Below are 18,679 nucleotides of genomic sequence, written 5' to 3'. Positions count from 1 at the left end.
CATGGCGCGCGCTCTCACTGCTGCGCCTGATGTGCCCGATGGGCCAGCGGAACCCGGCACGGCGCTCACCCGCAGCAGCCTGTACCGCGCCGTGTGGCGCTGGCACTTCTACGCCGGGCTGCTGGTGCTGCCCCTGCTGATCTGGCTGGCGGTGACGGGCGCGCTGTACGTGTACCACGACGCCATTGACCAGCGCGTGCATGCAGACTTGCTCACAGTGCCTGCCGCATCGGAGTCTGCCCCGCATAGCGCCGTGCTGGCCGCTGCTTTGGCAGTGCAGCCGGGGGCGTGGTTCAAGTACGTGCCCCCAGCTGCGCCGGGCCGCTCTGCCGAGGTGGGAGTGCGCACCGCCGATGGTGCCAAGGTGGCCGTGTACTTGAACCCCGCCAACGCCCAGGTGCTGGGCACCCTGAGCGACCGGGGCACATTGGGCTGGACGATTCGCAAGCTGCACAGCCTCAAGTACTTTGGCCCCGTGCAGCGCGGCTTCATCGAGATGGCGGCGGGCTGGGCCATTCTGCTGGTGCTCACCGGCCTGTACCTGTGGTGGCCGCGTGGGCGGGGCTCCGTGGCACGAGGCGGCGTGGTCAGCTTGCGCGGAACGCCGCGCCAGCGGGTTTACTGGCGCGATCTGCATGCCGTCACCGGGCTGGTGGTGGGCGTGGGCCTGCTGTTCCTCGCCATCACCGGCATGCCGTGGTCGGTGCTGTGGGGCGCGCAGGCTAACCAATGGGCCAACGGTCACAACTTTGGTTACCCGGCTGGGGTGCGCGTGCAACTGCCCCTGTCCGGCCAACCGCTGGCCGATGTAGCGCACCTGCCGTGGACGCTGCAGCAAACGCAGCAGCCGGGTAGCATAGGCAATGAAGGTCATGAAGGCCACGCAAGCCATTCAGCGCATGCGCAGGCCAAGGCAGAAGACAACACGCGCGCCCTGCATGGCGAGGGGGCGGATGCGCAACCCGCGCCCGCATCGTCTGGCCCTGCACGCACTGCGTTGGGCATCGATGTCGTGATGGCCCAGGTGCAGCGCCTGCAACTGGCCCCCGGCTATACCGTCAACCCGCCCCAGGGCCCGCAGGGCGTGTTCACCGCCTCCGTCTACCCACACGACCTGGCCCGCCAGCGTGTGGTGCACCTGGATCGGTTCACCGGCCAGCCGCTGCTCGACATGTCGTACGCTGACTATGGCCCGCTGGGGCGTTGGCTGGAGTGGGGGATCAACATCCACCTGGGCCAGGAATGGGGCGTGGTCAACCAGTTGCTGTTGGTGGCGGTGTGCGCGGGCATTGTGTTGTTGTGTGTGTCGGGCGCGGTGATGTGGTTCAAGCGCCGACCTGCGGGTGGTGTGGGCGTTCCGCCGTTGCCTGCACAGCGTCGCGCTCTGGTGGGAGTGGTGGCTGTGCTGGCGGTGGGTGGGGTGGTGTTTCCGCTGGTTGGCGCCTCTATGGTCGTGATTGGTCTCGTAGATGCCATGGTGGTGAAGGGGCGGTAAGACCTGTGTACGTTCAGGCATTTGCCGGAGATCTCAGTTGCGACTTGGTCGACGTCAAGGCATAAACGTGACTGCTCGCCGCGTACAGATTTGCCGCCAGCAGTAGTTCTGAGCACACTATCGCGAGACCGCAAGTCAGCGTGCCGAAGGGCCACTGCCGTGCCAATTTGTGCCCTAGGCTGACGGCTATCATCCGGCTGCTGACGGCCATCGTTGCCTGGATCATCGGCCGCTGGCTGATCGCGGTGGCGGTCGGCCTGATGGGCAAGGTGTTCGAGCGCGGCGGCAAGATCGACGCCACGCTCGCGCACTACCTCAAGTCCATCACCTCGGTGCTGCTGAACATCGTCCTGATCCTGGCGATCCTGGACATCTTCGGGGTCAAGACCACCTCGTTCGCGGCGCTGCTGGCGGGCGCGGGCCTGGCCATCGGCGCCGCATGGAGCGGCATGCTGGGCAACTTCGCCGCGGGCGTGTTCATGCAGGTGCTGCGGCCTTACAAGGTGGGCGATTTCATCTGCGCCGGCGGCGTGACCGGGACGGTGAAGGAGCTGGGCCTGTTCGCCACCACCATCGTCACGATGGACAACGTGGTGACCGTGGTGGGCAACGGCAAGGTGTTCGGCGACAACATCCAGAACTACAGCGCCTTGCCGGTGCGCCGCGTGGATTGCGTGGCCAAGGTGGCCAACAGCGTGAACCCGCTGGACGCCATCGCGCGCCTGCGGCCGGTGATCGCCGCCATTCCCAACGTGGCCGCCACGCCGGCGCCGGACATCGAGATCCTGGACTTCACGCCCGAAGGCCCCCCGCCTGTGCGTGCGCCCCTATACGCACACCGACCACTACTGGCAGGTCTATTTCGACACGCACAAGGCCATCGTCGAGACCTTCGGAGCGGCGGGCTATCCGGTGCCGGAAACGCCCCTGGCATACCGCAGCGTGCCGGCGCAGTAACTTTTTGATAGCGGCCTGCGCTTGCGGGGCTTGGTTTCGCAGGGGCAATGCGCCTGCTTCCCGGCGCTGGAGCGCACGGGCTGCTCACTTTCCTGTAGCGGCCATGGGAAGGCGCGGGATGTCGGCACATCGCTACAAAGCGTGTCCAAGGGCTTTACCTGGGCCGCTGCCTACGCGAGACTGAAAAGAAAACGCTGGCGCGTGCACGGCCTGCCTTCCGTTGCGCATGGTCCGCCCGCCGCATCCCGCACGGAGATTGCCAATGACATCCCCCACCCTCTACCAGGACCTGCACAAGAAGGCGATGGCCTGGTGCCGCGAGTTCGAGCAATACAAGGAAGAGTGCAAGGTCTTCGCGGAGCAGCTGCGGGTGGACTACCTCACCTACCTTGGCGCGAAGTCGACGGACCTGGAGTTCCACGTGCTCGACGAGCGCCTAGAGCGCATGCCCTCGGAGGGCACGACGCTGTCGCCCCGCCTGCAGGTGGGGGACGACGGGTTCCTCTACTTCGGCGTGACGCTGTTCTTCAAGGAGGCGTGCCATTGCCTCGATGAGCACGTCCGCGTGGGCATTCAGCGCTCCCGCGGCCAGTGGAAGGTGCGCTGGGGCCGCATTGAGGCACCTTATGCGGTCAACGGATCGCACGCGGCGTTCTTCGACCGCGTGACGGCCGCGCTGGCGGAGAAGTTCGCCACGCCGTTCCACAAGTTCCGCGGGCAGCTGGGGTTCGTGCCCTCCATGGGCAGCAACGACCACCTGGTGCTGGTTCCCGTGGGCGAGGCGCGCATCGCGGCGGAGGCGGGGCACGAGGACGACAAGAATCCGGCAGGCGCCGCCTAGCCGGCGGCGGGCTCGGCCCATGCGAATGCGGCCTGGCATGGAGACATGCCAGGCCGCAGTGCTTTCACGGGGCGGAGTTATTTGGCCTGCTCCTTGCCCTTGTTGTGCGCGTCGCCCTGCTGGGTCTTGTTGTCGGCAGGCCGGTTGCTGCGCCAGGTGTTGAAGTCCTCGGAGAACTTCTTGTAGCGCTCGCCGCGCCAGCTTTCATAGTCGTTGTCGAGGTTGCGGATCTGCTCGTCGCGCCACTGCTGGTAGTCGGGGTCGTATGCGGACTGCGACCGGCGGGATTGCGAGCCCGTGCTGGAATTGTCCGGGTCGCCATGGCCGCCATGGGCGTGGCGGTCATAACCCTGCGGATAGCCGCGGCCGCCGTAGGACTCGCTGCCGTACTCGCGCGAGCGCATCTGGCCATAGCCATGGCCCTGGTCGTAGCCCTGCCCGTAGCCCTGGCTCTGCTGCTGGTCCCAGCCGCCGCCCTGGTTGCCGTAGCGTTCACGGTCCATGCCGCCTTCCTGCCAGCCGAAGCGGCGGTTGTCGTCGTCGCCGGGGCCGTAGGCACTGCCGCGGCCGCCCGCGCCGTAGCGGCCGGAGCCGCCTTGCTGCGAATACTGCTGGCGCCCTTCGTTGCCATAGCCGCCGTACTGGCGGGAGCCGCCCTGTCCCCAGTGGTCGTTCTGACGCCCACCATAGCCCTGGCGGCCATCGTCGTGGTCGCCTCCCTGGCGGCGTTGATAGTCCTCGTCGTAGTTCCGGTTAGCCATTTGCGATCTCCCAAAGAAGTCCAAAAAAACGGCATGGGCGAATTCCTCATGCGGCCTTCATGCTCCGGTGGGGGGCAGGGTGCCCCCGTAGGTGGGGGCTGACACCGGCGTAGGGGCAGGGCAATGCGGCGCCGCCGGGCTTCCTACGGCGGGGCGCGGTGCGGTTGCTGCCTCCTTCCTACGGAAATGTCGGAGATGGCCCACGCACCGCAGCGCGTGCCGCCAGCACAGTGGCCCTTGCATGCCCTGCGTGCGATTTCCCTTTGTCTCTGGAGAACACCCTATGCAAACCGTATCCGAAATCATGACGCGGGGCGTGCGCACCATGGCCCCTTCCGATTCGCTGACGCTGGCGGCCCAGGCCATGCGGGAGTTGAACGTGGGCTCGCTGCCGGTGTGCGAGGACGAGCGCCTGCTGGGCGTCGTGACCGACCGCGACATCGCGGTGCGGGCGGTGGCCGAGGAACTGACCGGCGCACACATCGGCGACATCATGACGAAGGAGCCGCTCTACTGCTTCGAGGACGATCCGCTGGACCAGGCGCTGCTCACCATGAAGAGCGAGCAGGTGCGCCGCCTGCCCGTGCTGAACCGCGACAAGCAGCTGGTGGGCATCGTGGCGCTGGCGGACGTTGCCACCGTCTGCGACAGCCAGCGCAGCGCCGATGTCATCCGCAACATCTCCGAGCCCGCCGCGCCCGAGCGCTACAGCCAGTCGGCGGCCAGCGGCAGCGCGGGCGGTGGCCAGACGCATTGATGCGCGCCGCCAGGCAATCCCTTTTTCCCGGAGACGACACATGACCAAGCCACGCTATGACAAGGCCCAGCTCAAGGACCTGCTGCTGCAGATGATGGAAACGGAGCTGGGAGGAGAGCAGGTGTACCGCACCGCGCTCACCTGCGCCATCAACGGAGACCTGAAGAAGGAGTGGGAAGAGTACCTCGACGAAACCCGGAGCCACCAGAACGTGGTGCGCATGGCCTGCGAGAGCCTGGGTATCGATGCGGACGAGGCGGTTCCCTCGCGCCTGGTCGTCCGGCACATCGGCCAGTCCCTGGTGAAAGCCATGGAACTGGCCAAGCAGGGCGGCGGCCCGGCCGCGGCGCAGCTCGTGGCCTGCGAGTGCGTGGTGCATGCGGAAACCAAGGACCACGCCAACTGGGAGCTGCTGGGCAAGGTCGCGCAAGCGGCCAGCGGGCCCGTGGGCCAGGCCTTGAAGGACGCGCACGACAAGGTGGAGAAGGACGAGGACCACCACCTCTACCACACGAAAGGGTGGTGCCGCGAGCTGTGGATCGAGAGCCTGGGCATGCCGGCGGTGCTGCCTCCGCCCGAAGAGGTCAAGCAGGTGGAAACCGCCATCGGTGCGTCCCGCGCGGAGCAGCAGCGCAGCAAGATGCTGTGACGCCCGTGCCGCGGCCCGCCTCGCTGAAGCGTACCTCCTTGCCGCGCAGCAAGGAGGTGCTTTTGCTGGTGGACGTGATCAATCCGCTGAACTTCCCCACGGCCCGCGACCTTTTGCCGGGCGCCGTGGCCGCGTCGCACGCGATTGCCCGGCTCAAGGCGCGGCTTGCACGGCGCGGCGTTGCCGCCATCTATGCGAACGACAACTACGGCACATGGCACAGCGAGTTCCGCGACATCCTGGCCGCCTGCTCCAGCCTGCTAGGCGAGCGCGGGGAGATCGCCCGCCTGCTGGCGCCTACCTGCCAGGACCTGGTCATCCTCAAGCCCCAGCACTCGGCGTTCCATTCCACGCCCTTGCAGCACCTGCTGGACAGGATGGGAGCCGAAAAGCTCGTCATCGTGGGCGTGGCCGCAGACATGTGCGTGATGCTCACGGCCACCGACGCGCGCATGCTGGGCTACAAGGTCTGGGTGCCGCAGGACTGCACGGCCGCGGAGTCGGAGCGCCGCAAGGGCGATGCGCTGCGCCAGCTCCATGGCGTCTTCAAGTGCTCCGTGCATGCCGCCGTGCGGCGCCGCGCGTGAGATCCGCAAAGGGGGCGCCCATGCTGGACTTCGATCTCCCTGGCGTGGAACTGGTGATCCGTGCCGCCGTGGTCTACGGCGTGCTGCTGCTGCTGATGCGCGCCAGCGGAAAGCGCACCGTGGGCCAGTTCACTCCCTTCGACCTGCTGGTGGTCATGCTGGTCAGCGAAGCGGCCGGACCGTCGATGACGGGCAAGGACCAGTCCCTGTGGGGCGGCCTCGTGGTGTGCCTGGTGCTGATCGGCCTGAACACCGTGGTGGGCGTGGTCACGGCGCGGTTCCGCCTGGCCGAAAAGCTGCTCGAAGGGGAGGCGGTGCTGCTGGGGCGCGATGGGGAGATCTTCGACTCCGCGCGGAAAAAGCACCGCGTCTCGCAAAACGATATCGAAAAGGCCCTGCGCGAGGCGGACTGCGACCTGCAGGAGCTGCGCTATGCGTTTCTGGAGGCCGACGGCAGCATCAGCGTTCAGAAAAAGAAAAAATCCGGGGAGGGATGATTTTCAACCATGGAAAGTGACAAGGGCAACATGGTCGCAATATATGAAGCGAATGGTTGCATCCGCTTTGTTTTGCCGGACGCTGGCAACCGGAGCCGATCTTGTCCGACAGAGAGGGTTAGGGTTTCTGTTTATTTTTGGGCTTTCAGGCTCTCTTGGGAGTCATCGAAATATGGAGCAATGAATGATCTCCCCTCAAACCACCCGCCCCTGGGGCAAATCGACATTAAAGCCGCAGGATTTCAGCCATGATTGGGAAAATTATGTGACCATCAAGGTGAAAAGCGTCCGGGCCGTTGCTCTTTCAGGCCTGCATACATTTTCACAGGGGTCTTATTCCGTGGCGCAGGCCACGGGTTTCATCGAGTTGCTGGGCTCGCGCGCAGGCCCGCTGCGCACCTTGCTACAGATCGGTTTCACGAATGCGGCGGAACTGCCGCCGCCGGGATTCGGCTTGTACGAGTCCATCGCCATCGGCACGCTCACGCTGCCGGCGTCGTGTTTTGGCTCCGTCCTTCAACTGGTCAATAACCCCGCTGCGCATTTTCGAATCGGCGGCGATGGCCGTGAAAATGCCATTGCGACGGAGGCCCCTCTGCTGCAAATGGATAGCGCTGAAAAATAGGCGCTATCCAGGTTTCGCCATGCTTTTATCCAGGGCAGCTTTACCTTCCGGCGTAATGGCGAACACTTGCGCGCACTGGGCCTCGCTTTCCACATCCGGCAGCTGGGCTTCTACCAAGCCTGCGGCCGCGAGCACCCGCAGTTTGTCGACGTCTGCTGGATTATCCACGGCAGTAGGGAATTTGCCGCGTGCCAGCGCCACCATGAGTTCCATGGGCATCGGGTCACTCCTTGCAAGTTGCACAGATTGTCAGTGACGTGGAGGGCTTCGATAAATCACGGAGCAGAACATTACATGAACGCACAACTGCGTACAAGTGAGGGGTATAGGGCGGATTAGCCGATTTTTATGGGTGCCCTGCATGCGATAGCCCGGGTGCACCATTTACTTTCCGAGGCCACCACCATGACACTGCAAAAGCAACGGCAAATCCAGGAACGCCAGGACAAGAAAAAGGCCGCGCCCGCCAAGGCCGGCGCAGGCAAGGCATCCGGGCGCAGCGCCCCGGGGCCTGGCCGCGCCGAGCCCAAGCCGCCCCTGCCCAGGCAGCACCTCGCCAAGCCCGGGGTGGAAAAAGACATGCAGCTGAGGCCGCGGTTCCAGGCGCCCCATTACCGCGGCAGCGGCAAGCTCCAGGGCTTTGCTGCGCTGGTCACGGGGGGCGATTCCGGCATCGGGCGGGCGGTCGCCGTGCTGTTCGCCCGCGAAGGAGCGGACGTGGCCATCGTCTACCTGAGCGAGCACGAGGACGCGCAGGAAACCTGCCGGCTGATCGAAGCCGAAGGCGGGCGCAGCCTGGCCATGGCCGGCGACGTGAAGGACCCCCGGTTCTGCAAGAAGGCGGTGCAGGCGGCCGTGAAGGCGTTCGGCCGGCTCAACGTGCTGGTCAACAATGCCGCGTTCCAGGAGCATGCGCAGTCGCTGGAGGACCTGACCGAGGAGCACTTCGACGAGACGTTCAGGACGAACATCTATGGCTACTTCCACATGGCCAAGGCCGCCTTGCCGCACTTGCAGCCGGGCGACTGCATCATCAACACCGGCTCGGTCACGGGGCTGCGGGGCAGCAAGGAGCTGCTGGACTATTCCGCGACCAAGGGGGCCATCCATGCATTCACCAAGGCCCTGGCGCACAACCTGGCGGACAAGGGCATCCGCGTGAACGCCGTGGCCCCGGGGCCGGTCTGGACGCCCCTGAACCCCGCGGACAAGCCGCCCGAGGAGATCGCCAAGTTCGGCGAGGGCACGCACCTTGGCCGGCCCGCGCAGCCGGAGGAGATTTCCCCGGCGTATGTGTTCCTGGCGGCGCCCGCCTGTTCCAGCTACATCACCGGCATCGTGCTGCCCATCACGGGCAATGCGGGAGACGGCGCATGAAGTGCGGCGCGGCCCCCGGCGGGGGCCGTGGCGCCTTACCGGCGGTAAGAAGGGGGCGGCGTGGAGGACATTTCCGAGGGCGGCTTGAGCCTGCCCTCATCGGTTCCCTCGGCATCCCAGCTGCCGCCCGTGCGGCGCGTGTCGCCCCGCGGGTGGCCCATGTCGGTGCCGTCGTCGAAATTCAGCGGGCCGTCGTTCGGCAGGTCGTCGAGGGCATGCGCGGAAAGGTCGTTCACGCCGTCCGCCACGTCGGTTTCCGCACTCAGGTGGTCGTTGAGATCTTCTCCGCTCGGAAGATCGGCTGCCGTGCGGTCCGAGGGATCGACGGCCGGTTCGCGGGATGTGCTGGGTATGCGCATGGAAGCCTCCTTGGAAAAACGCCACGCCGCACGGTGGGCTGCAGGGTGCTGTGCACCCGAGGGGCCCTGAGTGCCGCGTGGCGCGGAGCCGAAAGGCCCTGCGGGCCTTCCGGTCAGGTCAGAACACCGTCAACGGTCGTTCTTGTGGCTCTGGCTGCCGGCACGTGACGGCTGATCGCTGGAGCCGCCGCGGGTGCTGCCCGTGCTGGAGGCGCTGCGCGTGTTGTTGGCGGCCTGCGAGGAGGCCTGGTTGCCGCCGTGGCTCTTGGAGCCGGCTTCGCGGGCTTCCTGCGAGCTGAACTCGTGGGCATTGCCCGAGGCATGTGCGGCGCGGCCGCCTTCCGCCGCGATTTCGCGCTGGCGTTCGGGGTCCATCGATGCGAAGCCGCGGCCACCCGACTGATTGCCCTGGTTGCTTTGGTTGCTTTGGTTGCTTTGGTTGTGGCTCTGGCTGCCCTGGCGGTTGCTCTCGTTCGTGTGCTGGTTATGTCCCTGAGGATTGTTGGTAGGCATTACATATCTCCTATGGAGTTCCCAAGAAAAAGAAGCATGCTGGCGAATTCCAACCTGCGGAGATAAATGTGCGCCGCCGGTTTTGGCGGCCCCGTAAGCGCTATCCGACGTGGGGGTAGGCCCCGTGCGGCGATGGCCGCACAGGCTCCGGGCTCACCCGCGCTGCGTGCCCGCCTGCACCATCTTCATGGCCGACGTGATGAGCGCGGAGACCTCGGTCATGTTGCTCGGCACGACCAGCGTGGTGGTGGCGTCCTGCGCCAGCCTGCCGTAGGCGGTGACGGCCTGCTCGGCCACCTTGAGCTGCACCGCCTGTTCGCCGCCCGGCTGGCGGATGGCCGCGGCCACGCGCTCCAGCGCCTGCGCGGTGGCGTCGGCCACGGCCTTGATGGATTCGGCCTCGCCCTGGGCCTTGTTGATGACGGCCTGCTTCTCGCCTTCCGAGCGGGCGATGAAGGCCTCGCGCTCGCCGGTGGCGATGTTGATCTGCTCCTGGCGGCGGCCTTCCGACGCGGCGATCAGCGCGCGCTTCTCGCGCTCGGCGGTGATCTGCGCCTGCATGGCGCGCAGGATCTCGGCGGGCGGCGTCAGGTCCTTGATCTCGTAGCGCAGCACCTTCACGCCCCAGTTCAGCGCGGCCTCGTCGATGGCCGACACCACCTGCGCATTGATCATGTCGCGCTCCTCGAAGGTCTTGTCCAGCTCCAGCTTGCCGATCACGCTGCGCAGCGAGGTCTGCGCGAGCTGGGTGACGGCCATGATGTAGTTGGACGAGCCGTAGCTGGCGCGCATCGGGTCGGTCACCTGGAAGTAGAGGATGCCGTCCACCTGCAGCTGCGTGTTGTCCTTGGTGATGCAGATCTGGCTGGGCACGTCCAGCGGGATCTCCTTGAGGCTGTGCCGGTAGGCGATGCGGTCCACGAAGGGAATGATGAACTTGGGGCCGGGCGTGAGCGTGCCGGCGTACTTGCCCAGGCGCTCCTTCACCCAGGCGTGCTGCTGCGGAACGATCTTGACGGCGCGCACGATGAAGATCACGGCGATCACGAAGAGGACGATGGCGATTTCCATGGAGTGTCTTTCTGCGAGGGAATGGATCAAAGGGGATCGACCAGCAGCCGGTTGCCCACCAGTTCGGCCACGCGGTGCGGGCCCGTGGCGGGCGTGATGCCGGGGCGGTGGATGGCCGTCCAGCTCGCGCCGCGGTATTTCACGGTGGCGGTGCCGTCGGGCTGCCAGGCGTCGATGTGGACGGTTTCGCCCACGTCGAGGTTGACGCTGCGGTCCGCGCGGGCCGAGGGCTCGCCCGGGCGGCTGCGGCGCGCGAAATACGCGCCGAGCACGGTGGCGACGCCGACCACGGCGCTGGCCAGGATCTGCGCCGCCGTGCCCAGCCCGGCATGCGCGGCCACGGCGCCCGCGGCCAGGCCGATGGCCAGCATCAGCAGGTAGAAGGTGCCGGTGAGCAGTTCGGCCACCACGGCAGCGCCGGCCAGAAGCCACCAGTATGTGGATGCGTCGAGGTTCATGTCCCTTGAATGGAAAAAGTAAAGCCGGCCCATTCTGGGCGAAATGCGGCGGTTTTCAAAGGATGGACGGGCAGGGGCGCGGGGCATGCCCGCGCCTGCCGGTGTCAGGCGGGCGCCGGAGCGGCCTTTTGCAGCGCGGCGATGGCCTCCGCGTCGGTGCGGTAGGTGGCCAGGTGGGGGCCTTCGGCGAGTGCGCCCGCGCTCTCCAGCGTGCGCTGCACGGGCAGCTTGAGGCCGCTGACGTGCAGCGTGCCGCCGTGCGTCTGCAGCAGGTGGTGCAGGCGCACGAAGGCCTCCACGCCGGTGACGTCGATGCGGTTGATGGGCAGGGCGAACAGGCACAGGTGCCGCGTGTCCGGCCGCGCGGCCAGCTCGTCGGCCACGCGCCGTTCCAGCGCGTTGGCCGAGGCGAAGTCCAGCTCCGCGTCCATGCGCAGCGCCAGCACCTGCGGCGCCAGCGGGGCGAGCTGCCACAGGTGGCGGTCGCGCAGGCTGCCGTCCGGGTGCAGGCCGACCTCGATGATGCGCGGGTGCAGGCGCTGGTAGAGGAAGTGGCTCAGGTTCATCAGCAGGCCCACCAGTACGCCCCAGTACATGCGCGGCGCCGTGGCCAGCGTGAGGCCGAAGGTGACCAGGCCGATGGCGGTTTCCACCCGCGAGATGCGCCACAGCCGCAGCATGGACATGGGCTTGATGAGCCCCGTGACGGCCGTCACCACCACCGCCGCCAGCACCGACTGCGGCACGTGGTAGAGCGCGGGCGTGAGCCACAGCAGCGTGGCCAGCACCAGCAGCAGTGCGAACAGCGTCGCCCAGCCGCTCTTGGCGCCCGCGTAGAGGTTGATGGCCGAGCGCGAGAACGAGGCGCTGGTGGCGAAGCTGCCGCACAGCCCTGCGCTCATCTTGGCCATGCCGTGGGCGATCAGGTCCTGGTTCTCGTTCCAGCGGGTGCCGCCGCGGCTGTGCTCCACCTTGGCGCTCGACGCCGTTTCCAGGAAGCTCACCAGCGTCACCACCATCACCGGCATGACCAGCCCGCCCAGTTCGTCCCACGGCAGCCATCCCGGCCAGTAGGGCGAGGGCAGGCCCGAGGGCAGGTGGCCCACCACGGCGCCGTCGGCATCGGCGTAGCCCATGGCCCAGCTGGCCAGCGCCGCCAGGGCGATGACCACGATGGCGGCCGGAAAGCTCGGCCGCCAGCGCCGCGCCAGCACCAGCAGCGCCAGGCTGCCCAGGCCGAAGGCCAGCGCGCGCAGGTCGAAGTGGTGGACCGACGGGTCGGACGCCAGCGCCCCCCAGGTGGTGCGCAGGCCCAGCAGCGCGGGCAGCTGCGAGGCCAGGATGAGCAGCGCCGCCGCCTGCGTGAATCCACCCAGCACCGGCGAGGTGACCAGGTTGAGCAGCCAGCCGAAGCGCAGGGCCCCCAGCAGCAGCTGCAGCAGGCCCGACAGCAGCGCCATCCATGCCGCGAGCTGCACCCAGTGCGCGCTGCCCGGCTCGGCCATGCCCGTGAGCGATGCGCCGATGAGCAGGCTTGTGAGCGCCGTGGGCCCCACGCCCAGCCGCGTGGACGAGCTCCAGAGCACGGCCACCAGCGCCGGCACCAGCGAGGCGTAGATGCCCGTGACCAGCGGCATGCCGGCCAGCGCCGCGTAGGCCACGCCCTGCGGCACCAGCATCAGCCCGACGGTCATGCCGGCCCAGAACTCTCCTTGCAGCAGCGCTGGCGTAGGGCGGGGCCAGGCGAGGAACGGGAACCAGCGGTGCAGCAGCGGGGCGGACATGGGGGGCGATTGTCGTCTCCCGCGCGACAGGGTGCTTGGCGGGGCGCCCTTGTCCTACTGCGGATTCGGTCCTCTCCGACCCGCACGGCGGGCCTGCCGGTCCTACAGTGGCAGGCATATCCACTGGAAGGAGAGACCGTTATGAATACCTCGCGTTTCCAACCGCACACCCTGCCGCGCCTGGGCGCGCTCGCCTCTGCCCTGGCCCTGGCCGCAGGCTTGGCCGCCTGCAACAAGACAGAGGAGCCCACCGCTGGACAACGCCTGGACTCCGCGATCGAGAAGACCGAGCAGGCCGCCCAGGAAGCCAAGCAGAAGATGGAGTCCGCCGCGCACGAGGCCGGCGATGCCACGCGCTCGGCCGCCGCCGACGCCGCCGCGCTCATGGACGATGCCGGCATCACAGCCAAGGTGTCCGCCGGCTTGGCGCAGGACCCGGACCTGAGCGCCATCAAGATCGACGTGGACACGCGCGCCGGCGTGGTCACGCTCAACGGCCCGGTGAAGACCGAGCAGGCGCGCGAGCGCGCCACGCAGATCGCCCAGGGCGTGCAGGGCGTGAATTCGGTGGTGAACAACCTCACCATCAGCAGCGGGGGATAAGCCCCTTTCCTGCGGCTACCATGCGTGGATGAGCGAGCAACCCATCCACGACCTGCCCACCCGCCTTGTCCACCACGAGTACACCCCGCCCGCGGGGTTCGCTGCGCCGCAGCCCGCGGTGCACAAGGCCTCCACCGTCATCTTTCCCAACGTGGCCGCCATGCGCGAGCGCGAGTGGAAGGACAAGAGCGGCTACACCTACGGCCTGCACGGCACGCCCACCACCTACCTGCTGGAGGAGCGCTTGGCCACCCTGGAAGGCGGCCGCCAGTGCCTGCTGGTGCCCAGCGGCCTCGCGGCCATCGCCACCGTGTCGCTGGCGCTGCTGCGCCAGGGCGACGAGGTGCTGATCCCCGACAACGCCTACGGCCCCAACAAGGCGCTGGCCGAGGTGGAGCTGCGGCACTACGGCATCACGCACCGCATCTACGACCCGCTGGACCCGGCCGACCTCGCCGCCAAGATCAGCGAGCGCACGCGCCTCGTGTGGCTGGAGGCGGCGGGCTCGGTGACGCTGGAGTTTCCCGATGTGCCTGCGCTGGCGCGCATCTGCCGCGAGCGCGGCGTGATGAGCGTGCTCGACAACACCTGGGGCGCGGGCCTCGCGTTCAATGCGTTCGACCTGGCGGGCGACGGCCGCCTGGGCGTGGACGTGTCCGTGCACGCGCTCACCAAGTACCCCAGCGGCGGCGGCGACGTGCTCATGGGCAGCATCGTCACGCGCGACGAGGCGCTGCACCTGAAGATCAAGCTCACCCACATGCGCCTGGGCCTGGGCGTGGGCGCCAACGACGTGGAGGCCGTGCTGCGCTCCCTGCCCAGCATGGCGCTGCGCTACCGCGCGCACGACGCCGCCGCGCGCGAACTGGCGCGCTGGATGGGCGCGCAAGGCCCCGTTGCCCAGGTGCTGCACCCGGCGCTGCCCGGCTCGCCCGGCCATGCCCACTGGCAGGCGCTGTGCGGCAAGGCGGACGCGGCGGCGGGCCTCTTCAGCGTGGTGATCGACGCGCGCTACACGCAGGCGCAGGTCGATGCCTTCTGCGACGGGCTGCGCCTCTTCAAGCTGGGCTACAGCTGGGGCGGGCCGATGAGCCTGGTCGTGCCCTACGAACTGCCCGCCATGCGCGCGGGCGCCACGCCGCACCTCAAGCCCGGCACGGTGGTGCGCTTTTCCGTGGGACTGGAAGCGGTGGAGGACCTGCGCGCCGACCTGGCCCAGGCGCTGCGCCAGGCCTTCGCGTAAAGTTTGAATGAAATCGGGCTCCAGCGCTTGCCAGACAAGCGCGAGCAGCTCCTATTTCAGGAGCTTGTGCAGCTCCGGCCAGACGTTGTCCAGCATGCGCGGGTGCGCCTCGGCGCGGGGGTGGATGCGGTCCGGCTGGAACAGGCGCGTGGGGTCCGGCCCGTCGGCCACGCCCTGCAGCAGGAAGGGCACCAGCGCCGTCTTCTGCGCCTGGGCCACCGTCCCGAACAGCGCGGCGAAGCGGCGCCCGTAGTCCGTGCCGTAGTTGGGCGGCACCTGCATGCCCACCAGCAGCACGCGTGCGCCGGCCTTCTGCGACTCGGCGGCCATCGCGGCCAGGTTGTCCTCGGTGCTCTTGAGCGGCAGGCCGCGCAGCGCGTCGTTGCCGCCCAGCTCGATCATCACGTGCGTTGGGGCGTGGGTCTTGAGCAGCGCGGGCAGCCGCGCGCGCCCGCCCGCCGTGGTGTCGCCGCTCACGCTGGCGTTGACCACCGTGGCGGCGATCTTCTCCTGCGCCAGCCGCTTTTCCAGCAGCGCCACCCAGCCCGTGCCGCGCGCCAGTCCGTATTCGGCCGAGAGCGAATCGCCCACGACCAGGATCACGGGCTGCTTCTTCTGGCCCCAAGCTGCAGCGCCGCCCAGGGCCATTGCTCCCGCCACGATAAAGTCACGCCGATTCATCGAAACCTTTCCATTGCCTGTATGCCAGAGAACCACGCCCCGATCATCGCGGTGGAGCACGTATCCAAGTCCGTCACCGACTCCACGGGCACGCTGGACATTCTGCGGGATATCGATTTCCGCCTGGCGCCCAGGGAAACCGCCGCCATCGTCGGCGCCTCGGGCTCGGGCAAGAGCACGCTGCTGTCCATCATCGCGGGGCTGGACACGCCCACGCGCGGCACGGTGCGGCTGGCGGGGCAGGACCTGTTCGCGCTGGACGAGGATGAGCGTGCCGCGCTGCGCGCGCGGCAGGTGGGCTTCGTGTTCCAGAGCTTCCAACTGCTGGGCAACCTCACCGCGCTGGAGAACGTGATGCTGCCGCTGGAGCTGGCGGGCGAGCGCGACGCGCGCAGCCGCGCGCAGGAGATGCTCGCGCGCGTGGGCCTGGGCCAGCGCCTGTCGCACTATCCCAAGGTGCTCTCGGGCGGCGAGCAGCAGCGCGTGGCGCTGGCGCGCGCCTTCGTGGTCGAGCCCGCCGTGCTGCTGGCCGACGAGCCCACGGGCAGCCTGGACTTCGCCACGGGCGAGACCATCATGGAGCTGATGTTCGCGCTCAACCGCGCGCAGGGCACGACGCTGGTGCTGGTCACGCACGACCGCGGCATCGCCGCGCGCTGCGACCGGCGCATCACCATCGAGGCCGGGCGCATCGCCGATCTCTCCACGCCCGGATAATCGGCCCCCATGTCCACCCCCAAAGTCCTCTTCGGCTTCCACGCCGTCGGCGTGCGCCTGAAGACTGCGCCGCAATCCATCATCGAGATCTACTACGAGCCCACGCGCCGCGATGCGCGCATGCGCCAGTTCCTGGAACGCGCGCGCGAGGCCGGCACGCGCCTCATCGAGGCCGACGGCCTGCGCCTGGCCAAGCTGGCCGGCAGCCACGGCCACCAGGGCGTGGCCGCGCGCGTGGAGTCCGTGGCGCAGGTGCGCTCGCTCGACGAGCTGCTGGACGACCTGCAGGAGCAGGGCGTGAAGAACCCGCTGCTGCTGGTGCTCGACGGCGTGACCGACCCGCACAACCTCGGCGCCTGCCTGCGCGTGGCCGACGGCGCGGGCGCGCATGCCGTCATCGCGCCCAAGGACCACGCGGCGGGCATCAACGCCACCGTGGCCAAGGTGGCCAGCGGCGCGGCCGAGACCATGCCGTACTTCATGGTGACCAACCTCGCGCGCACGCTCAATGAACTGAAGGAGCGCAACATCTGGATCATCGGCACCAGCGGCGACGCGCCCAAGACCCTCTACCAGGTCGATCTGAAGGGCCCCGTGGCCCTGGTGCTGGGCGCCGAGGGGCCGGGCATGCGCCAGCTCACGCGCAAGACCTGCGACGAACTGGTGGGCATCCCCATGCAGGGCGCCGTGGAGAGCCTGAACGTCTCCGTGGCCAGCGCCGTGTGCCTCTACGAAGCGCTGCGGCAAAGGGGCGGTTGAGCATGCTGGAGACGGTGCGCGGCTGGATCGCACAGGCGCAGCGCATCGCCGTGCTCACCGGCGCGGGTGTGAGCGCCGAGTCGGGCGTGCCCACCTTCCGCGACACGCAGACCGGCTACTGGGCCCAGTTCAACCCGCAGGAAATGGCCAGCGAGCGCGGCTTTCGCGCCGCGCCCCAGCGCGTGTGGGACTGGTACGAACACCGCCGCGCCATGCTGGTGGGCGTGCAGCCCAATGCCGGCCACCAGGCGCTGGCGGTCTTCGCGCGGCGCCATCCGGGGCGGCTCGCGCTCATCACCCAGAATGTGGACGGCCTGCACCAGCGCGCGGGCAGCGAGGGCGTGCTATGCCTGCACGGCGACCTGGCCGCCAACCGCTGGCTGGACCGGCCGCGCGTCTGCTGCGACCTGGCCCGCGCGCAGCCGGGCAGCCCGCCGCGCTGCGCCGCCTGCGGCAACCTAGTGCGCCCTGGCGTGGTCTGGTTCGGCGAAGACCTGCCCCCTCAAGTGCTCGACGCCGCGCAGCAGGCCGCCCAGGCCTGCGAGCTGATGCTGGTGGTGGGAACGGCCGGCGCCGTCTATCCCGCCGCGGGCCTGGCCCACCAGGCCCGGCAGGCGGGCGCGCGCGTGGTGGTGGTCAACCCCGCGCCCAGCGAGCTGGACGGTGTGGCGCACGCCGTGCTGCGCGGCACGGCGGCGCAGCTGCTGCCGGCACTCCTGTCAGACCCAGCCTAGCGCGCCCAGCAGCGCCCCGGCGCCCAGCAGCCACAGCAGGTGCAGGCGCGTGCGCCACACCAGCACCATGGTGGCCGCGGTGAGCAGCCACAGCGGCCAGTCGGTGGCCGGGTTGCCGTGCGCGCTGCCCAGGATCCAGGCCGTGGCCAGCAGCAGGCCGATCACCACGGGCGCCATGCCCTGCTTGAAGGCGCGCACGCCGCGCCGGTCGCGGTTGCGGTGGCCCCAGCGCGTGGCCAGCCAGGTGAGGGTGGTGCTGGGCAGCATCACGCCGACCATGCACAGCAGCACGCCGAGCGCGCCGCTGGCCCAGCCGATGGCGCCGGCGCCCCCGGCGTTGAGGCCCACGTTCCAGCCCAGCAGCGCGATGAACAGCACGTTGGGGCCCGGCGCGGCCTGGGCGATGGCGATCGAGGCGTTGAACTGCACGTCGGTCAGCCAGCCCTGGCGCTCGACCAGGAAGCGGTGCATGTCGGGCGCCGCCGCGATGGCGCCGCCCACGGCCAGCAGCGACAGCGAGATGTAGTAGAGGAAGAGGTTGAGCCAGTCGAGCGGCTGCAGCGCGATGGCGTTCATGCGGGAATCTTCCGCCAGGTGAGCGCGCAGGCCGTGCCGCCGAGCACCGGCAGCACCCAGGCCAGCGGCAGCCGCAGCAGCGCCATGCCGCCGAAGGTGAGCGCCGCCACCAGCACGCAGCCGACCGCGCCCAGTGGGTGGCGGCGCAGCGCCATCGCCAGCTTGAGGCCCACGCCAGCCACCAGGCCCGCCGCCACCGCGCCCATGCCGCGCAGCGCGCCGGCCACGGCCGGGTGGCTGGCGAACTGGGCATAGGTGATGGCCAGCACCAGCACCAGCAGCAGGGGAAGGTGAGCATGCCCGCCAGCGCGGCCACCGCGCCGCGCAGGCCGAAGTAGCGGTCGCCGATCATCACCGAGAGGTTGACCACGTTGGGGCCGGGCATGATCTGCGCCACGGCCCAGTCCTCGACGAACTCCTCGTTCGTCATCCAGCGCTTCTTCTCGACCAGCTCGCGCTGCACCACGGCCAGCACGCCGCCGAAGCCCTGCAGGGCCAGCCAGGTGAACGACCAGAACAGATCGCCGGTGTTGCGCGGCCGGGGCCGCTCCTCGGCGGCGGGGGAGGGGGCTGGGGCTCGGGCATGCGGGTCGGATCGGTCTGTGGGCGCCCGATGGTACGGCCGAAACGGGCAG

The 18,679-nt window shown here is 68.6% G+C and carries 22 protein-coding genes and 2 pseudogenes; 14 read left to right on the top strand and 10 right to left on the bottom strand.

Translation table 11 applies throughout. The features are described 5' to 3' along the window. The first annotated feature begins 1 nt into the window (after position 1). The 3 genes and pseudogenes from AAG689_RS11280 to AAG689_RS11270 all read left to right on the top strand — a co-directional run bounded on the left by AAG689_RS11280 (position 2) and on the right by AAG689_RS11270 (position 3,293). The gene (locus AAG689_RS11280) at positions 2-1,495 is read left to right on the top strand and encodes a PepSY-associated TM helix domain-containing protein (protein ID WP_406626002.1); all 1,494 of its coding nucleotides are present in this window, start codon (positions 2-4) and stop codon (positions 1,493-1,495) included. Positions 1,496-1,662: 167 nt separating this feature from the next. Next, positions 1,663-2,452: pseudogene (locus tag AAG689_RS11275) on the top strand (mechanosensitive ion channel family protein). A 262-nt stretch (positions 2,453-2,714) separates the two neighbouring features. Further along, positions 2,715-3,293 (top strand): hypothetical protein, encoded by a 579-nt coding sequence (locus tag AAG689_RS11270; RefSeq protein ID WP_406626001.1) that lies wholly within the window; start codon positions 2,715-2,717, stop codon positions 3,291-3,293. A gap of 77 nt (positions 3,294-3,370) precedes the next feature. On the opposite strand, the gene AAG689_RS11265 is transcribed toward AAG689_RS11270, so the two are convergent. After that, positions 3,371-4,054 (bottom strand): hypothetical protein, encoded by a 684-nt coding sequence (locus tag AAG689_RS11265; protein ID WP_406626000.1) that lies wholly within the window; start codon positions 4,052-4,054, stop codon positions 3,371-3,373. 283 nt (positions 4,055-4,337) lie between these two features. Here AAG689_RS11265 and AAG689_RS11260 point away from each other — a divergent pair, with 283 nt between their 5' ends. The 5 genes from AAG689_RS11260 to AAG689_RS11240 all read left to right on the top strand — a co-directional run bounded on the left by AAG689_RS11260 (position 4,338) and on the right by AAG689_RS11240 (position 7,169). Then, positions 4,338-4,811 carry a CBS domain-containing protein gene (locus tag AAG689_RS11260; protein ID WP_406625999.1) on the top strand — a complete coding sequence of 158 codons (474 nt, stop codon included), beginning with the start codon at positions 4,338-4,340 and terminating at the stop codon, positions 4,809-4,811. 40 nt (positions 4,812-4,851) lie between these two features. Beyond that, positions 4,852-5,460: a hypothetical protein gene (locus tag AAG689_RS11255; protein WP_406625998.1), complete on the top strand. Its 609-nt coding sequence runs from the start codon at positions 4,852-4,854 to the stop codon at positions 5,458-5,460. 5 nt (positions 5,461-5,465) lie between these two features. Then, the gene (locus tag AAG689_RS11250; protein WP_406626328.1) at positions 5,466-6,047 is read left to right on the top strand and encodes a cysteine hydrolase family protein; all 582 of its coding nucleotides are present in this window, start codon (positions 5,466-5,468) and stop codon (positions 6,045-6,047) included. A 20-nt stretch (positions 6,048-6,067) separates the two neighbouring features. Then, entirely contained in the window at positions 6,068-6,544 is a 477-nt protein-coding gene (locus tag AAG689_RS11245; protein WP_406625997.1) for a DUF421 domain-containing protein, read from the top strand. Between the two features lie 184 nt (positions 6,545-6,728). After that, a complete protein-coding gene (locus tag AAG689_RS11240; RefSeq protein WP_024001688.1) occupies positions 6,729-7,169 on the top strand; it encodes a hypothetical protein in 441 nt (146 codons plus the stop codon). Between the two features lie 3 nt (positions 7,170-7,172). Here AAG689_RS11240 and AAG689_RS11235 read toward each other — a convergent pair whose 3' ends face one another. Continuing rightward, positions 7,173-7,388: a hypothetical protein gene (locus tag AAG689_RS11235; RefSeq protein WP_406625996.1), complete on the bottom strand. Its 216-nt coding sequence runs from the start codon at positions 7,386-7,388 to the stop codon at positions 7,173-7,175. Between the two features lie 186 nt (positions 7,389-7,574). On the opposite strand from AAG689_RS11235, the gene AAG689_RS11230 reads away from it, so the two are divergent. Further along, complete coding sequence (locus AAG689_RS11230) at positions 7,575-8,546, top strand: SDR family oxidoreductase (protein ID WP_406625995.1); 972 nt, start codon at positions 7,575-7,577, stop codon at positions 8,544-8,546. A gap of 35 nt (positions 8,547-8,581) precedes the next feature. Here AAG689_RS11230 and AAG689_RS11225 read toward each other — a convergent pair whose 3' ends face one another. From AAG689_RS11225 to AAG689_RS11205, 5 genes are all read right to left on the bottom strand, one after another. After that, complete coding sequence (locus AAG689_RS11225) at positions 8,582-8,905, bottom strand: serine/threonine protein kinase (RefSeq protein ID WP_406625994.1); 324 nt, start codon at positions 8,903-8,905, stop codon at positions 8,582-8,584. A 129-nt stretch (positions 8,906-9,034) separates the two neighbouring features. Beyond that, positions 9,035-9,418, bottom strand: a complete 384-nt coding sequence (locus tag AAG689_RS11220) for a KGG domain-containing protein (RefSeq protein WP_406625993.1) — start codon at positions 9,416-9,418, stop codon at positions 9,035-9,037. 153 nt (positions 9,419-9,571) lie between these two features. After that, complete coding sequence (locus AAG689_RS11215) at positions 9,572-10,489, bottom strand: SPFH domain-containing protein (protein ID WP_020229353.1); 918 nt, start codon at positions 10,487-10,489, stop codon at positions 9,572-9,574. Between the two features lie 26 nt (positions 10,490-10,515). Continuing rightward, positions 10,516-10,947 carry an NfeD family protein gene (locus tag AAG689_RS11210; protein ID WP_406625992.1) on the bottom strand — a complete coding sequence of 144 codons (432 nt, stop codon included), beginning with the start codon at positions 10,945-10,947 and terminating at the stop codon, positions 10,516-10,518. A 104-nt stretch (positions 10,948-11,051) separates the two neighbouring features. After that, positions 11,052-12,731: a SulP family inorganic anion transporter gene (locus tag AAG689_RS11205; RefSeq protein ID WP_406625991.1), complete on the bottom strand. Its 1,680-nt coding sequence runs from the start codon at positions 12,729-12,731 to the stop codon at positions 11,052-11,054. Positions 12,732-12,872: 141 nt separating this feature from the next. Here AAG689_RS11205 and AAG689_RS11200 point away from each other — a divergent pair, with 141 nt between their 5' ends. Continuing rightward, on the top strand, positions 12,873-13,334 hold the full coding sequence (locus AAG689_RS11200; protein WP_406625990.1) for a BON domain-containing protein: 462 nt from the start codon (positions 12,873-12,875) through the stop codon (positions 13,332-13,334). A 28-nt stretch (positions 13,335-13,362) separates the two neighbouring features. Next, a complete protein-coding gene (locus AAG689_RS11195; RefSeq protein WP_406625989.1) occupies positions 13,363-14,577 on the top strand; it encodes a PLP-dependent transferase in 1,215 nt (404 codons plus the stop codon). Positions 14,578-14,628: 51 nt separating this feature from the next. Here the strand turns inward: AAG689_RS11195 and AAG689_RS11190 are convergent, their stop codons facing one another. Continuing rightward, positions 14,629-15,258: an arylesterase gene (locus tag AAG689_RS11190; protein ID WP_406625988.1), complete on the bottom strand. Its 630-nt coding sequence runs from the start codon at positions 15,256-15,258 to the stop codon at positions 14,629-14,631. A gap of 21 nt (positions 15,259-15,279) precedes the next feature. Between AAG689_RS11190 and AAG689_RS11185 the strand changes: the two genes are divergently transcribed. From AAG689_RS11185 to AAG689_RS11175, 3 genes are read left to right on the top strand one after another with little or no spacing between them, the layout of a single operon-like run. Continuing rightward, entirely contained in the window at positions 15,280-15,975 is a 696-nt protein-coding gene (locus tag AAG689_RS11185; protein ID WP_406625987.1) for an ABC transporter ATP-binding protein, read from the top strand. A gap of 9 nt (positions 15,976-15,984) precedes the next feature. Continuing rightward, on the top strand, positions 15,985-16,734 hold the full coding sequence (gene rlmB, locus AAG689_RS11180; protein ID WP_406625986.1) for a 23S rRNA (guanosine(2251)-2'-O)-methyltransferase RlmB: 750 nt from the start codon (positions 15,985-15,987) through the stop codon (positions 16,732-16,734). A 2-nt stretch (positions 16,735-16,736) separates the two neighbouring features. Then, on the top strand, positions 16,737-17,468 hold the full coding sequence (locus AAG689_RS11175) for an SIR2 family NAD-dependent protein deacylase (RefSeq protein WP_406625985.1): 732 nt from the start codon (positions 16,737-16,739) through the stop codon (positions 17,466-17,468). Here AAG689_RS11175 and AAG689_RS11170 read toward each other — a convergent pair. Next, positions 17,454-18,044 (bottom strand): chromate transporter, encoded by a 591-nt coding sequence (locus AAG689_RS11170; RefSeq protein WP_406625984.1) that lies wholly within the window; start codon positions 18,042-18,044, stop codon positions 17,454-17,456. The genes AAG689_RS11175 and AAG689_RS11170 overlap by 15 nt on opposite strands. Continuing rightward, a pseudogene (locus tag AAG689_RS11165) lies at positions 18,041-18,564 on the bottom strand (chromate transporter). The gene AAG689_RS11170 and the pseudogene AAG689_RS11165 overlap by 4 nt, the downstream one beginning before the upstream one ends. Positions 18,565-18,679 lie beyond the last annotated feature (115 nt).

The sequence above is a fragment of the Acidovorax sp. SDU_ACID1 genome (genome assembly GCF_045291395.1).
Lineage (GTDB): Bacteria > Pseudomonadota > Gammaproteobacteria > Burkholderiales > Burkholderiaceae_C > MR-S7.
The sequence above is the reverse complement of the archived record's forward strand: the minus strand, read 5'-3'. Positions and strand labels throughout refer to the sequence as shown.

Coding starts and splice junctions, on each gene's coding strand:
- AAG689_RS11280 (WP_406626002.1), top strand. CDS start 2: ATGGCGCGCGCTCTCACTGCTGCGCCTGATGTGCCCGATGGGCCAGCG.
- AAG689_RS11270 (WP_406626001.1), top strand. CDS start 2,715: ATGACATCCCCCACCCTCTACCAGGACCTGCACAAGAAGGCGATGGCC.
- AAG689_RS11265 (WP_406626000.1), bottom strand. CDS start 4,054: ATGGCTAACCGGAACTACGACGAGGACTATCAACGCCGCCAGGGAGGC.
- AAG689_RS11260 (WP_406625999.1), top strand. CDS start 4,338: ATGCAAACCGTATCCGAAATCATGACGCGGGGCGTGCGCACCATGGCC.
- AAG689_RS11255 (WP_406625998.1), top strand. CDS start 4,852: ATGACCAAGCCACGCTATGACAAGGCCCAGCTCAAGGACCTGCTGCTG.
- AAG689_RS11245 (WP_406625997.1), top strand. CDS start 6,068: ATGCTGGACTTCGATCTCCCTGGCGTGGAACTGGTGATCCGTGCCGCC.
- AAG689_RS11240 (WP_024001688.1), top strand. CDS start 6,729: ATGATCTCCCCTCAAACCACCCGCCCCTGGGGCAAATCGACATTAAAG.
- AAG689_RS11235 (WP_406625996.1), bottom strand. CDS start 7,388: ATGCCCATGGAACTCATGGTGGCGCTGGCACGCGGCAAATTCCCTACT.
- AAG689_RS11230 (WP_406625995.1), top strand. CDS start 7,575: ATGACACTGCAAAAGCAACGGCAAATCCAGGAACGCCAGGACAAGAAA.
- AAG689_RS11225 (WP_406625994.1), bottom strand. CDS start 8,905: ATGCGCATACCCAGCACATCCCGCGAACCGGCCGTCGATCCCTCGGAC.
- AAG689_RS11220 (WP_406625993.1), bottom strand. CDS start 9,418: ATGCCTACCAACAATCCTCAGGGACATAACCAGCACACGAACGAGAGC.
- AAG689_RS11215 (WP_020229353.1), bottom strand. CDS start 10,489: ATGGAAATCGCCATCGTCCTCTTCGTGATCGCCGTGATCTTCATCGTG.
- AAG689_RS11210 (WP_406625992.1), bottom strand. CDS start 10,947: ATGAACCTCGACGCATCCACATACTGGTGGCTTCTGGCCGGCGCTGCC.
- AAG689_RS11205 (WP_406625991.1), bottom strand. CDS start 12,731: ATGTCCGCCCCGCTGCTGCACCGCTGGTTCCCGTTCCTCGCCTGGCCC.
- AAG689_RS11200 (WP_406625990.1), top strand. CDS start 12,873: ATGAATACCTCGCGTTTCCAACCGCACACCCTGCCGCGCCTGGGCGCG.
- AAG689_RS11195 (WP_406625989.1), top strand. CDS start 13,363: ATGAGCGAGCAACCCATCCACGACCTGCCCACCCGCCTTGTCCACCAC.
- AAG689_RS11190 (WP_406625988.1), bottom strand. CDS start 15,258: ATGAATCGGCGTGACTTTATCGTGGCGGGAGCAATGGCCCTGGGCGGC.
- AAG689_RS11185 (WP_406625987.1), top strand. CDS start 15,280: ATGCCAGAGAACCACGCCCCGATCATCGCGGTGGAGCACGTATCCAAG.
- rlmB (WP_406625986.1), top strand. CDS start 15,985: ATGTCCACCCCCAAAGTCCTCTTCGGCTTCCACGCCGTCGGCGTGCGC.
- AAG689_RS11175 (WP_406625985.1), top strand. CDS start 16,737: ATGCTGGAGACGGTGCGCGGCTGGATCGCACAGGCGCAGCGCATCGCC.
- AAG689_RS11170 (WP_406625984.1), bottom strand. CDS start 18,044: ATGAACGCCATCGCGCTGCAGCCGCTCGACTGGCTCAACCTCTTCCTC.